The organism is Pararobbsia alpina (genome assembly GCF_965118125.1).
In the GTDB taxonomy this organism is placed as follows: domain Bacteria; phylum Pseudomonadota; class Gammaproteobacteria; order Burkholderiales; family Burkholderiaceae; genus Pararobbsia; species Pararobbsia alpina_A.
The window spans coordinates 3,227,756-3,241,635 of sequence record NZ_OZ221287.1 but is presented as its reverse complement, the minus strand read 5'-3'; the positions used below and the strand labels follow the sequence as shown (position 1 = coordinate 3,241,635).

Annotated in this window: 12 protein-coding genes; 8 read left to right on the top strand and 4 right to left on the bottom strand. The window is 63.0% G+C overall.

Annotation, left to right across the window (positions count from 1 at the left end):
• Positions 1 to 254: 254 nt before the first annotated feature.
• The 6 genes from ACMFWR_RS14035 (at position 255) to ACMFWR_RS14010 (ending at position 5,992) form a co-directional block, all read left to right on the top strand.
• Positions 255 to 530 (top strand): hypothetical protein, encoded by a 276-nt coding sequence (locus ACMFWR_RS14035; protein WP_413192244.1) that lies wholly within the window; start codon positions 255 to 257, stop codon positions 528 to 530.
• Positions 531 to 1,052: 522 nt separating this feature from the next.
• Entirely contained in the window at positions 1,053 to 2,186 is a 1,134-nt protein-coding gene (locus tag ACMFWR_RS14030) for an extracellular solute-binding protein (protein WP_413194899.1), read from the top strand.
• Between the two features lie 34 nt (positions 2,187 to 2,220).
• Positions 2,221 to 3,309, top strand: coding sequence for an ABC transporter ATP-binding protein (locus ACMFWR_RS14025; protein ID WP_413192243.1), 1,089 nt, complete (start codon positions 2,221 to 2,223; stop codon positions 3,307 to 3,309).
• Positions 3,309 to 4,196: an ABC transporter permease gene (locus tag ACMFWR_RS14020; RefSeq protein WP_413192242.1), complete on the top strand. Its 888-nt coding sequence runs from the start codon at positions 3,309 to 3,311 to the stop codon at positions 4,194 to 4,196. The genes ACMFWR_RS14025 and ACMFWR_RS14020 overlap by 1 nt, the downstream gene beginning before the upstream one ends.
• Positions 4,193 to 5,149, top strand: coding sequence for an ABC transporter permease (locus ACMFWR_RS14015; protein ID WP_413192241.1), 957 nt, complete (start codon positions 4,193 to 4,195; stop codon positions 5,147 to 5,149). The genes ACMFWR_RS14020 and ACMFWR_RS14015 overlap by 4 nt, the downstream gene beginning before the upstream one ends.
• A gap of 33 nt (positions 5,150 to 5,182) precedes the next feature.
• Complete coding sequence (locus ACMFWR_RS14010) at positions 5,183 to 5,992, top strand: NAD-dependent epimerase/dehydratase family protein (RefSeq protein ID WP_413192240.1); 810 nt, start codon at positions 5,183 to 5,185, stop codon at positions 5,990 to 5,992.
• A gap of 142 nt (positions 5,993 to 6,134) precedes the next feature.
• Here ACMFWR_RS14010 and ACMFWR_RS14005 read toward each other — a convergent pair whose 3' ends face one another.
• On the bottom strand, positions 6,135 to 7,115 hold the full coding sequence (locus ACMFWR_RS14005) for an aldo/keto reductase (protein WP_413192239.1): 981 nt from the start codon (positions 7,113 to 7,115) through the stop codon (positions 6,135 to 6,137).
• A 666-nt stretch (positions 7,116 to 7,781) separates the two neighbouring features.
• Here ACMFWR_RS14005 and ACMFWR_RS14000 point away from each other — a divergent pair.
• Positions 7,782 to 8,129 carry a hypothetical protein gene (locus ACMFWR_RS14000; RefSeq protein WP_413192238.1) on the top strand — a complete coding sequence of 116 codons (348 nt, stop codon included), beginning with the start codon at positions 7,782 to 7,784 and terminating at the stop codon, positions 8,127 to 8,129.
• A 364-nt stretch (positions 8,130 to 8,493) separates the two neighbouring features.
• On the opposite strand, the gene ACMFWR_RS13995 is transcribed toward ACMFWR_RS14000, so the two are convergent.
• Entirely contained in the window at positions 8,494 to 9,738 is a 1,245-nt protein-coding gene (locus ACMFWR_RS13995; RefSeq protein ID WP_413192237.1) for a LacI family DNA-binding transcriptional regulator, read from the bottom strand.
• Positions 9,739 to 9,920: 182 nt separating this feature from the next.
• On the opposite strand from ACMFWR_RS13995, the gene ACMFWR_RS13990 reads away from it, so the two are divergent.
• On the top strand, positions 9,921 to 11,207 hold the full coding sequence (locus tag ACMFWR_RS13990) for an ABC transporter substrate-binding protein (protein WP_413192236.1): 1,287 nt from the start codon (positions 9,921 to 9,923) through the stop codon (positions 11,205 to 11,207).
• A gap of 345 nt (positions 11,208 to 11,552) precedes the next feature.
• Here ACMFWR_RS13990 and ACMFWR_RS13985 read toward each other — a convergent pair whose 3' ends face one another.
• On the bottom strand, positions 11,553 to 12,284 hold the full coding sequence (locus ACMFWR_RS13985) for an SOS response-associated peptidase (protein ID WP_413192235.1): 732 nt from the start codon (positions 12,282 to 12,284) through the stop codon (positions 11,553 to 11,555).
• Between the two features lie 106 nt (positions 12,285 to 12,390).
• Entirely contained in the window at positions 12,391 to 13,833 is a 1,443-nt protein-coding gene (locus ACMFWR_RS13980; protein WP_413192234.1) for an FAD-binding oxidoreductase, read from the bottom strand.
• Positions 13,834 to 13,880 lie beyond the last annotated feature (47 nt).

Here is a 13,880-nt window from a genome sequence, read left to right as displayed (position 1 = left end):
CCGCCGATCCGCCGCGAGGGCTGACCAGAAGAGTTTTTTTGGTGAACGTTGAATTTTATCGTGTTGAATTTTATCGAAATTCGCCGAATTGCGCCGAAGCGTAAATTCGCCCGGCAGGGATATTTCGATGTTGCGGTGCGGTTGAAAAACACCCGGAAGATGATGCGATTTGGCCTAACCATCGCGCGTATCGCGTCCTATAGTGAGGCAGTGTGGCCGCACGGTGGGGCGGCCGTCTTTCGCAGGAGATGACCGTGGCGCAACACAGAATGGTGCGTGTGACCCGTGACACTGGCGCGTTTGACGATTTCGGCCTGCCTCGCGTGTCGCGCGTGCGACCTCGAGTGGAACTGACCGCCGGGTGGCGCGTCACGCATGCGTTTCACGACTGGAAGGAACTTCAGGACTTTGTCGACGCGTGTCGCGCCGCCGGCGAAGACGCCTTTGGTGCGCCCCCGTCGCCCTGCGGCAACGAGGCCGCGTCGGATGTCGCCTGGGAGCGATTCCGGCGGCAATTGCGCATCGCATAAATTAAAAGCCTGATCGCTGGCTTCAGGCGCTCCCGCCGGGCGCCCGTTGCGGCGCGCCTCTTCTTCGCCGTTCGCGTTCGCGCCGGCTGCCCCGGATTGGCATGGATCGATCCCGCGCGATGCGGGACGCCCGCTATCGCATGTTCTCGCACGTTCTGTCGCCAGCGCTTCCTCGGATACTTGACTGACAACGTGAGCGCCCCCCGCACCGCGAGGTTGTATGACCTCTTGCCGGGCGAAATGGTGGGGTCGAAATACCCGGTGACGGAAGGCGAGTGAAAGCTGTACGACGACCTATCGACCGAAACCCTCCGTCCGGCTTGGTTTTACGCCAACATCATCGGGTTTTTACTAGGTAAATCAAGTACTTCAACGCCTTGACAGTGATCGTACAACCCCGCTATCGTGGGTCACTCAAACGGCCAGCCGCGCAGCGATCCCCATCCCGGGCGAGCCCAGAAAATATAAGGAGACGGCATGAGGTTGTCAGGCAAGTTGGCAGCACGAGTCGGTGCGTGGGTGATGGCGGCGTCCGCCGTCCCGGCCGTGGTCGGCGTGAGTTCGGCGTGGGCCGACCCGGTCACGATCAATGTCGTCGACGTCGCGGGCAACCTCGCGCTGACGCAGAAGGCGTTCGAAGCCTTCCGGGACAAGAACCCGACCCTCGTGTCGCAGATCACGTTCACCAACGCGCCCGCGCCGCAGTTGCCGGGCAAGATCAAGGCGATGCAGGGCGCCGGCCGGTCGGATATCGACCTGGTGCTCACCGGTACCGACGCGCTCGCGGCGGGCATCGAGCAGAACCTCTGGATGAAGCTGCTCCCCGACCATGACAAGGAATTCCCGGGCGTGCTCGACAAGTACGCGCCAGGTCCGCGCAAGATGCAGGACCTCGCGCAGGGGCAGGGGCTCGAAGTCACGTATATGCCGGCCGGGCCGCTGGTCGAATACAACCCCGCACACGTCAGCGATCCGCCCAAGACGCCGGAGCAGCTGCTGTCGTGGTGCAAGGCGCATCCGAACAAGCTGATTTACGCGCGTCCCGCGAACTCCGGGCCGGGCCGCACCTTTTTGATGGGCCTGCCGTACCTGCTCGGCGACAAGGATCCGCGCGATCCGGTTCATGGCTGGGACAAGACCTGGGCGTTCCTCAAGCAGCTCGATAGTTGCATTCCTTACTATCCGGGCGGCACGTCGGCCGTCATGAAAGAACTGGGCGAAGGTTCACGCGACATGACGGTGACCGTCACGGGCTGGGACATCAACCCGCGTGCGCTTGGCGTGGTGCCTGCCGAGTTCCGCGTGCAGGCATTCGACAACATGACGTGGGTCAACGACGCGCATTTCATGGTGATTCCGAAGGGCGTGGCGCCGGAGAAGTTGCCCGTGCTCTACAAGCTCATGAATTTCCTGCTCGAGCCGCAACAGCAGGCGATGACATACGACGACGGGTATTTCTATCCTGGACCGGCCGTCAAGGACGTGCCGCTGTCCGCCGCCCCTGCGCATAGCCAGGAAGTCATTCAGAAGTACGGACGACCCGAGTACGCGCAATGGATTGCCGGTCACCCGAATGTCGTCCCGCTCGATGCGAAGGCGATGGTGGCCGCGTTCCAGAAGTGGGACCAGGAAGTCGGCGCTCAGAAGACCAAGTAACCGGCCTGGCGCGCGTCGAACAAGGACATTCGCGATGAAACATACTTTCCAGCAATTGCGGCTCGACGGTGTCAGCCGGAGCTTCACGAACGCCGAGGGCCAGGCGGTCGCTGCGCTCAAGGGGCTTGATCTCGACGTGCGCCGCGGCGAGTTCATCGCGCTGCTCGGCCCGTCGGGCTGCGGTAAATCGACGGCGTTGAACTGTATCGCGGGTTTGAATGCGCTGACTGACGGCGGCATCTGGCTCGACGACACGCGCATCGACGTGCTGCCGCCCGAAAAGCGCGGCTTTGGCATGGTGTTCCAGAACTACGCGCTGTTTCCGCATATGAGCGTGCTCGGCAACGTGGGGTTCGGGCTGCGCATGCGCGGCCTGCCCGCGCGCGAGATTGAGCAGCGCGCACGCAAGGCGCTCGAACTTGTCCAGCTCGTCGGTCACGAGCGCAAGCTGCCCGGTCAGTTGTCGGGCGGTCAGCAACAGCGTGTCGCGATTGCGCGCGCGATCGTGATCGAGCCGCCGCTCGTGTTGATGGATGAGCCGCTGTCGAATCTCGATACGAAATTGCGTATCGAGATGCGCGGGGAGATCCGGCGCATTCATGGAGAACTCGAACGCGCGACGATCTACGTCACGCACGATCAGGACGAGGCGCTGTCGATGGCCGACCGCATTGTCGTGATGCGCGAAGGCACCGTGCAGCAGGTCGGCACGCCGCGGGAGGTCTATCGTCGTCCGTCGAATCTGCATGTCGCGCGGTTTATCGGCTATCGCAACGTGTTGCCGTTCGAGCTCGGCCCGGTGATCGACGGGCGGGCGACCCTGCGTGCGACAACGGCCGCCGGCGCTGTTTCCTTGCAGGGCACGACGATCGGGCCGCTGGGTCCGGGGCGGGTGAGTGTGGCGATGCGGCCCGATGACTTTGAACGCTCGACGGGCGGGGACAACGGGTTCAACGCGGTCGTCGAGACCGTGGAATATGGCGGGCGCGAATCGCTGCTGTCTGTGAAGGCGCCGTTCGGGCCTTTGTATGTGCGCATCGCAGGCGAAGCCGAGCGCGGCGAGACGGTGTCACTGCGCATCGCGCCCGATCGCGTGCTCGTCTATCCCGCGGAGAACGCCTGATGTCGACCCTTGGCACAGTGACGGCGCGTGCGCGCGCGCCGGTGTTCGATCCCAAGGCGTGGCTCGTCACGCCGGCGTTGGTCGCGCTCGTTGCGCTGTTCGTCTATCCGTTCGCCTATGGCGTCGCGTTGTCGTTGAGTTCGGCCGACGGCGGCGGCATCTGGTCGAACTATGCGAAGTTCTTCACCGACACGACGATGTGGCCGACGATCGTCGTCACGCTGAAGCTCGCCGTGCCGGCGACGCTGATCAACGTCCTGGGTGCGCTGCCGGTCGCCTTCGCGCTGCGACGCCATTCGCCGTATCAGAAGATCGTCACGACGCTGCTGGTGGTTCCCGTGACGCTGGGCACCGTGCTGATCGCCGACGGCATGCTGACGTACTTCGGGCCGAACGGCTGGTTTCCGCAGGTGCTGCACGGGTTGCATCTGTACAGCGACGAAGTCCGTCTGACGCACAACTATTGGGGTGTGCTGATTTCCCTGGTGATCTCGGGTTTCCCGTTCGCCTTTCTGCTCGTGCTGTCGTACGTGACGGGTATCGACCCAACGCTCGCGCGTGCGGCCGCGACGCTCGGTGCGAGCCCGTGGGAGCAGTTTCGCCATATCTATCTGCCCTTGCTCGCGCCCGGTCTGACGATGGCCGCCTGCCTGTCGTTCGTGCAGGCGTTCTCGGTGTTCCCGTCGGCCATTCTGCTCGGTGCGCCGGCCGGCCCGACACGCGTGGTGTCGATCGCCGCGTATGAGGCGGCGTTTGAAAACTACGATTACCCGATGGCATCGGCCATCGCGATCGTGATGGGCTTTGTGCAATTGCTGATCGTCGCGGGCATGCTCACGCTGCGCCGCGCGTTCTATAGCGGACCGACGACCGGAGGCAAGGGATGAATTCGTCTCAGACGACCGTCAAGATCGACGGTGCGCTGGCTTCGTCAGGCTCGACGCAGGACACGCAGCACACACAGGGCAGCAGCCGGGGCACGCACGGCCGGCCCGCGCGCGCGCCGACGTCGATCGCCGCGCGGTGCTATCGCGCGATCGTATGGGGCGTGATGGCGTTGTTCCTGCTCAATGTGCTGTTGATGATCGCCACCGTCGCGATGAATTCGTTCGCGACGCGCTGGTTCGGCACGCCGTTGCCGCAGGGTTTTACGGCGCACTGGTACGCGCAGGCCTGGAATGATTTCCAGCTCGCTTCCGTGCTGCGGGTGACGGTTGAGGTGGTCGGCGCGGTCGTGCTGCTGTCGATCGCGCTGGGCGTGCCGGCGGCTTACGCGCTGGCGCGTGTGGTTTTTCCCGGCAAGCGGCTCGTGATGCTTGTTTTCCTGCTGCCGCTGATGGTGCCGCCCGTGACCTACGGGATCCCGATGGCGACGGCGATGTACAAGATCGGCCTCGCCGGTACGCTGACCGGCGTGATCCTCGCGAATCTCGTGCCGTCGCTGCCGTTCGTGATCCTGGTCATGACGCCGTTTATCGAGCAGATCGACCCGAACCTCGAGTCGGCCGCACGCGTATTTGGCGCGACGACCGCGCGCTATTTCCGCCATGTGCTGCTGCCGCTGCTGGTGCCGGGCATGCTCGCGGCGGGGTTGCTCGTCCTGGTGCGCACGATCGGCATGTTCGAACTCACGTTCTTTACCGCCGGGCCGGGCACACAGACGCTCGTCGTGGCCTTGTATTACGCCGTGTTCTCAACGGGCGTGCGGGCGTCGCAGTCGATCGATGCCATGGCGATGATCTATATGGTCATCACGCTGGTCTGGGTCATCATCGCGCTGCAGTTCGTGAGCCCGACGCAGCTCGTGAGCCGGGTCAAGGAGACGCGTCACGACGTCTGACCCGGGCACCGGGCCCTTTCTCTGGATCAACCCATGAAGCATGTCCTTGTGACGGGAGCCGGCGGTCGCGTCGGCACCGTGTTGCGCGCGCATTGGCGCGCTCAGCAGCGCGCTGTGCACCTGTGTGACATCCGCGATCTCGGCGAGGCAGCGCCGAACGAGACGATCGTGAACGGCGATCTGCTCGACGCCGCGTTTCTCGATGGCGTGCTCGATGGGGTCGAGGTCATCGTGCATTTCGCGGGCAATCCGTGGAATCACGACCTCGATGCGATCGCGGGCCCGAACGTGATCGGCGTCGGCGACTTGTATGAGACCGCACGCGTGCGCGGCGTCAAACGCGTGATCTTCGCCAGCAGCAACCACGTCGTCGGCATGTACAAATCCGGAGAGCGCATCGATACCCTTGCACCGGTCAACCCGGATGGGTACTACGGCGTCAGCAAGGTATGGGGCGAAGCCGTTGCGCGCATGTACTGGGAAAAGCACGGCGTCGAGTCGCTGTGCCTGCGCATCGGCTCGAGCGTGCCGAAGCCCGTGTCAGAGCGGCACCTGAGCACCTGGCTGTCGCCACGCGATCTGTGCGGGTTTATCGATGCGGGGATCGATATCGAAACGCTTGGTTTCGATATCGCTTACGGGATCTCGGGCAATACGCGCGCGTGGTGGGACAACAGCACGTCGCGGCTCGGGTACCGGACCGTCGACAACGCGGAAGACTATGCGCGTGAGGTGTTGGCGACGGCATCGCCGCCCGCGAACCCGCTCGATGCGCTGCTGCAGGGCGGCGACTACGCATCCGAAGGGTTTACGAACGGCGCGGCGGCCCGGGCGCAAGGATAAAGCTGCAAGGCGCGCCAACCTGTCGACGCCCCGATAGCGACGCGGCAGGGCGTCGTCGCCGAGGGGGCCTTGCGGTGGCCTCCCGGCGGACCGGGAGGCCGTGAGACGGGCGCCCGCGGTGACAGGGGCGCGCCGCGTCGCTTTACCAGCGCTGATGCACGTGCGGCTTGATCAGGCGGTTGTAGATATCGCGCACGGCGTTCATCTGCGCATCCGTGAGCGCCGGCAGAGCGGCCGAGGCTGCGTTGCCTGCTGCTTGTTCACGATTCTTCGCGCCCGGAATAGCGACGGTCACGGCGTCGAACATCAGAATCCAGCGCAGTGCGAGTTGGGCGAGCGGAACGTTGCCCGCGACCGCGCGGAGTTCTTCGACAGCCTGCAGACCCACGTCGTAAGGCACGCCCGAAAACGTCTCACCCACGTCGAACGCTTCGCCGTGGCGATTGAACTGGCGGTGATCGTCAGCCGCGAACGTGCTTTGTGCCGACAACTTGCCCGTGAGCAAGCCGCTGGCGAGCGGCACGCGCGCGATGATGGCGACCTGCTGCTCGCGTGCGCGCGCAAAGAAATGTTCGATCGGGCGTTGGCGGAACATGTTGAAAATGATTTGCACGCTCGTGATCGGGTACTCGAGTGCCTTGATCGCCTCTTCGATCTTCTCGACCGACACGCCATACGACTTGAGCTTGCCCTTGGCGACCATCTTGTCGAGCGCTTCGAAGATCTCGGGGCGGTAGTAGACCTCGACCGGCGGGCAATGCAGTTGCACGACGTCGAGCGCATCGACTTCGAGATTGCGCAACGACGCGTCGACGTATCCCTCGATCGCCGCAGGCGTGTAGCCGGCGGAAACGTGCGGGTTAATCTTGCGGCCGGCTTTGGTGGCCACGACGATGCCGTCGCGTCCGCGTGACTTGAGCACGCGCGCGATCAGCTTTTCCGAGCGACCGTCGCCGTAGACGTCGGCCGTATCGATAAACGTCATGCCTTCGTCGAGTGCGGCATTGAGCGCGGCTTCGGCGTCGCGATCCGACACGTCGCCCCAGCTGCCGCCGATGGCCCACGCTCCGAATCCGATTTCCGATACTTGCCAGCCGGTCTTGCCAAAGGGTCGCTTCTGCACGCTGTTCTCCTGATGGGTGCGTTATGGGGTAGGGATGGGGCAGGACGTATCGGCGCGCGGGATACGCATCGATGGGGCGGCGATTGCGCGCAATCTGCGTGCCGGCGTCGCTGCCGCAGGGTTCCTACTTGTATATCAGTGCGAAGTTTAGGCGTGTCCGCCTCGCGAGGAAAGCGCTTTGCTACGCCACAAAATGACATTCGCGTGAATCATTGCCGACGATTTGATTAACGAACGTCCGTACTTTTTAAATGGTTTTTCATCCATCACATCATTAGGGTATTTCGCTGTCAGGGTTTTTTGTTACCGTTTTATTTAAACGAATTAGCGAATGCGTCAAATCGACGCACGCAGGATTGCATACCAAGTATTTTGTTGAGGATATTAATTGTCCCCGTTTCGTGAATGCGGTTGCGTGAACGTTTGCGCGCCGCTTTCAAAGGCTTTCGGTCAGAGGTGCTGGCCGAAAGGCCCGCTCGGTCAGGTTGCCCGCGTTGTTCTGCCTGCGCTTAAGAGTGCGCTTTCACAGTAGGCCATTCGACGGATAACAAGACGTCAGTTATTAAAATTCACGCAGCAGCGCTTTCTAAAATAATTAGGACGAGTTAGTCTACGCGGACTGGTGAATCTGGAAGGGAATGGAGTCTAGTTTTGGAGGACCGCACGATGGGCATGTTCGTATACGGCCAGCAACCTGGAGCAGACATCGACAGTCGGATCGCGTCGCGACCGATCCTGCCGCTTGAAGACGATGACGTGCTTGAACAAAACCTCGCGAACGAAATCGCGCAGCTGCGACTGGAAGTCAAACGTCGCGACAACCTGCTCGAGGAACGCGATCGGTTATTGCGCGAGTGGATGCTGTCCCAGGAAGCGTTCAAGAGCTTGTTTCGCAAGTATGGGCGTCTGCCGGATGGCCGCATGATCGTCGACTTGTCGACGGAAGATAAGACGAAACTCGTCGAGGACGAGGAAGCGGCGATTCTGCATATTCGCCCGGATCTCGCACGGTAGTACCCGGATATCGGGGTGCGGCGCAATGCCGCGCCCCAGTCGTTTAAAGCGACACTCTGGTTGTAACGCGTGATGTCGAGAGGTCGCCGGATCGTGGCTCCGCCCGCGAACAGGCCCCACACAGAAACGCACTCCGCTGCGCACACGACGCCGCGACACAACAACACTCCCACAAGGTTAAGCGCTTCGCCTCGGCAGTTGGCCGAGGCGGAGGAGCCGTTTTCCGATCGCTGCGGCGGGGCTCGCGCCCTGTCATCCGCATCGGCGCGCCACGCTTTCTCGCGGCGTATGTCGACACGCGCGTCCGTTTGATTTCACCAGGGCGAACGCGCGTGCGGCATCGCTGTTTCGCGGTTCGACGCCTTCAGGTGCTTTGGCGTCGCGTCAGCGTGAAGCCGAGATCGATCCGCGTCTTTTTCGGCGCGCGGCCGTCGAGGATTTGCAGCAGCAGTTGGGCTGCCTGGAAACCGATCTGATAGCGGGGCGTCGTGATGGTCGTGATCGACGGCGTTGACCAGGCCGACGATGGCAGGTCATTGAACCCCGCGATCGCGAGCTGGTCGGGCACGCGAATGCCGCGCCGCTGGCATTCGAACAGCGCGCCGAGCGCAAGGTCGTCGTTGTTGCAGAACACGGCGTCGCAGTCGGGTACGCGTTCGAGCATCTCGACGAGCAATCGTGTGCCGAGCCCGACGTTGGACGGTTCCGGCGTGAGGATTTCGACGTCGGGGTCGAGACCCGCTTCCTGGAGCGCACGGCGAAAGCCTGCGCGCCGCTGCATCGTGCGCGGGTCGAGCTGCGCGGCGATAAAGCCCGGCTTGCGATAGCCGCGCTCGAGCAAGTACTGCGTGATCTCGAAACCGGCGTCCTGCTGCGAAAACCCGACCGACCATTCCGTCGGATCGCGGCTCAGGTCGTACATGTGGACCACGGGTACGCGCGCCGCGGCGAGACGTTGCCGAATGGCATCGGACTCGTCGATTCCGGTGACGAGAAATCCATCGGGCGCATGGGTCAGATAGGTCGACAGCAGTTCCGATTGCTTCGCGGGCGAGTAGCTCGTGTTGCCAATCAGGAACTGATAGCCGGCCGGGCCGAGGCAGTCCTGGATCCCCGCGAGCGTTTCGACAAACACCGCGTTGGAGAGCGAGGGCACAAGCACGCCAACCACGCGCGAGCGTGCGGATGCGAGTGTGCGCGCTGCATGGCTCGGCACATAGCCGAGCGCGGTGACAGCCGCTTCGACGCGCGCGCGTGCTTCAGGCAGCACCTGTGCGGGGTTCTTGAGTGCGCGCGATACCGTCATCGGACTCACGTTCGCCTGACGCGCGACGTCGGCGATCGTCACGCGGCCGGTCGGGCGCCGGCGTGTCGTTTTGCGGTGTGATCCCGCTGAGGCATCCGGCTGAGCCAGCGCATCCGTACCTGCCGCGGATGCGTTTCGCGGTGGCGCGGGGTCCTTGCTGCGACGGATCACGCGCGACACGGTGCCGCTCGCAGGCTCGATCTCCGTTTGCGCGTGCGCGGTCTTGCGCTTCTTCGAAGCGGACGCGTTGGGATTCACCGGCCATTCGGCCGGCTTCGCTGCGCCGGTCAGATTTTTTTTCATCGCGGGAGTATCACCTTGCACGCGTGCGAATGGAAGCCCGACCGGACGCACCTCTCGACGCACACGGTCGGCGGGGCAGGGTTCGCCCGAATAGGGCGTGGCGATATGGTAGCGCTACCATCCACACGAATCGAGGACTGGTTTGCGATATCCGGATAACGAGGAAACGAGGAGACAACACGATGGACATGCTTCGAACCCGCGTGGCGCAACGTACGCGTCGAGTGACGCTGACGGTGCTGGCTGCCGCTGCGACGGTTGCCCTGACGGCGGGCGCGGCGAGCGCCGCCGAAGTCGAAGTGCTGCACTACTGGACCTCGGGCGGTGAAGCCAAGTCGGCCCAGGTGCTCAAGCAGATGCTCGAGAAGAAGGGCGATACCTGGAAGGACTTCGCGGTTGCCGGCGGTGGCGGCGAAAACGCGATGACCGCGCTCAAGACGCGCGTGATCTCCGGCAACCCGCCGGCGGCCGCGCAGATCAAGGGGCCCGCGATCCAGCAATGGGGCGATGAAGGTGTGCTCGTCTCGATCGACGATGTTGCCCACGCGGACAACTGGGACAAAGTCCTGCCCACGCAGATCTCGAGCATCATGAAATACAAGGGGCAGTACGTGGCCGCACCGGTCAACGTGCACCGCGTGAACTGGCTTTGGATCAACGCCGACGCGCTCAAGAAGGTCAACGCGCAGCCGCCGGCGACATGGGACGATTTCTTCAAGACAGCCGATGCGCTGCAGAAAGCCGGGATCACGCCCGTCGCGATCGGAGGTCAGTCGTGGCAGGAAGCGGAGACGTTCGAAACGGTTGCGCTCGGCGTGGGCGGTGCGGCTTTCTATAAAAAGGCCTTCGTTCAACTCGATCCGGCGACGCTGAAGAGCCCGACCATGATCAAGGCGCTCGAGACGTTCAAGAAGATCAAGCCCTACACCGACAAGGGACAAACGGGCCGCGACTGGAATATGGCCACGGGCATGGTGATCGCCGGCAAGGCCGCGATGCAGTTTATGGGCGACTGGGCCAAGGGCGAATTCACTGTCGCCAACAAGACGCCGGGGCAGGACTATCTGTGCGTGCCGGGTCCGGGAACGCAGGACGCATATACGTTCAATGTCGATAGCTTCGCGTTCTTCAAGGTCAAGAGCGCCGAGGTCGAGAAGGGCCAGAAGGATCTGGCCGGTCTGCTGATGAGCCCCGAATTCCAGGAGATCTTCAACCTGAACAAGGGCTCGATTCCGGTACGTCAGGGCATGGACCTCGCCAAATTCGACGAGTGCGCGAAGAAGTCGGCGGCCGATTTCAAGAATGCGCAGGTCAAGGGCACGCTCGTGCCGTCGTGGGCGCACGATATGGTCATCAAGCCGGCGGTTGAAGGCGCGTTCTATGACGTGATCGGCGAATACTGGAACAGTGACAGCGAGACGGCGCAGCAAGCGGCGGACAAGCTTGCCGCGGCTTCGAAGACAAACTGAGTGAATTGCGGGAGTTGCACGGCTTGTGTCGGTGACGTGGGTTGCGCAAGTCGCGTAAACGGCAAGCGTGAATTGAGACGGGGTGTCGAGGGTGGGTCGCGTATTGAGGTGGAATGGTGCTGACGGTTCGCGGGCCCTTGTCTCGCAGCACCTCGTTCTACAGCGATCAGCTGGATGGATACGGCCGCGAGAAGGAACATGCAAGCGGACAAGCCAGCGAACCCGGAACCGGACAGATTCGAGTGTGTGGTGTGTAGCAGTAGTTGTTTGGTGTGAAGCTTGAGCGATGAAAGCTGTGTGGTTTGGGAAGACCGAGTGTCTTCCCATTTTTTTTGTCGAGCGTTTTTAGTCGATCGTTTCGATCAACGTGGCTTCATCGAAGGTCGCGCGATTGACGTTCTGGCTCACGCGATGCCAATCGAGCATCGATGCTGACGTCGATGCCGATGCGGATACCACGGCTGCTGATGCAGACCCGGACTTCCAGGCGTCTTGCCCCCGACTGCGCACGAGCTCTTGAACGGCATCGTCGCGCAGCCCGCGGTCGAGCCACTGCAGTGCCGCGTGTGCGTCGAAGCAGAGCGGCTGGTGCCCGTGCGTATCGACGACACTGCCTGCGGCCGCGACGGTCACCAGTACGACACCATCGCCCGGCAGGTGATCGTTCGCATCGACGACGCTCGACAGACCCGCGGCAAAGATCGGTTCGCGCGAACGCGGATACACGAAATAGGGTTGCGAGCGCCCCGACTCGGTGCGCCATTCGAACCAGCCGTCGAGCGGGACAATCACACGGCCGTGTCGCCACATCTCACGGAAATAGCCTGACGAGGCCGCGCTGTCCGATCGCGCGTTGATGGCCTGGGGAAGGTGCTGTTCAGCAGCCCACGCAGGACGATATCCCCATCGAATGGTGCGGATCGTCTGGTCGGGCAAGATGGCAAGCGGGTGCGCGCCCGGCGCAAGATTGAAGCCGGGCCGTCGATCGGCCGGATCGAACAGGAAGACAGGGCTCGTCAACGTCAGGGCCTGCGCATAGTCGCGCGCATCCCGGTATTGCGCTATACGCCCACACATCGCTCACCTCGTCACGGGTTCACGCCTCAGCGCAAGCCTAGCGCAACCACATGACGGAGAAAAGAGAGAGTTCCCTACGTGCGCTTACTTTGATTCGGGACGCCGGTTACGCGTCTGCGATCACCTTGCCGGGATTCATGCGGCCATGCGGATCGAGCGCATGCTTGAGTGCGCGCATCAGTGACAGTTCCACGGGCGTTTTTACGCGCGCATTGTCTTCGACCTTGAGCTTGCCAATGCCGTGCTCGGCGCTGATCGTGCCGTGGTGTGCCACGACATTGTCATACACGATGCGATTGAGCTGGGTCTGGTACGTCTTGAGGAACGCACGCGGGTCGCCGCCTTCAGGTGTCTGCACGTTGTAATGCAGATTGCCGTCGCCAAGATGCCCGAACACGACCATGCGCGATCCCGGTGCAGCCGCTGCGATCAGCACCGCGGTCTCGTCGATAAAGTGACCGATCCGTGAAATGGGCACCGCGATGTCGTGCTTGATATTGAGACCCTCTTCGGCCTGCGCAAGCGGGATATGCTCGCGCAGATTCCAGAATGCGCGCGATTCGGTGAGGTTCTGCGCGACGACGGCATCCTGCACGACACCTTCGTCGAATGCGGTCTGCATCAGACTTTCGAACAGATTGCGTGCGTGCTCTTCGCTTTCATTGTCCGAAAGCTCGAGCAGGACCACTTGCCCGTGACGTTCGGCGAACGGATAGCGCATGTCCGGAAAGTGCTTGCCGACAAGGGACAGACAAAAGTCCGACATCAGCTCGAATCCCGTGAGCAGCGGGCCGGCTGCGCGCTGTGCAATCTCGAGCAGCTTGAGCGCCTCGTGCGGTGTATCGACTGCCGCGAGTGCCGTCATATGCGCGGCGGGCAGGGGGTACAGCTTCATGACGGCCGCCGTGATGATGCCGAGCGTGCCCTCGGCGCCGATAAACAGGTCGCGCAGATCGTAGCCGGTGTTGTCTTTGCGCAGGCCGCGCAAACCGCTCCAGATTTCGCCCGACGCGGTGACGACCTCGAGTCCCAGGCACAGTTCGCGCGTTGTGCCGTAGGCGAGCACGGCGGTGCCGCCCGCATTCGTCGACAGATTGCCGCCGATCGTGCAGCTTCCTTCTGCGGCGAGGCTCAACGGAAACAGCCGATCCGACTCGCGCGCCGCGCGTTGCATATCGGCCAGCACGCAGCCTGCTTCGACCGTAATCGTGTTGTTGGCCGGATCGATCGCGCGCACGGCGCGCATGCGCGAGAGCGAGACCACCGCTTGCGACCCCGATTCATCGGGCGTGGCACCGCCCGACAAGCCGGTGTTGCCGCCCTGGGGGACGATGGCCACGTTATGACGTGCCGCGATGCGCACGATCTCGGCGACTTCCTCCGTCGACCCCGGGCGCAACACCGCGCGCGCCTGACCGGTGTAGCGCTTGCGCCAGTCGGTCAGGTAGCCGGCCATGTCGGACGGATCGCGCAGCACGTTCGTATCGCCGATCGCGGCAATGCATTCCAGAACGAATACGTCGGAAGTGGCGGGGGCGGCTGCGTTCATCAGGTGACTCCGGTGCGGTGACGGCGGTGTGGTGCGACCTTGTGTTG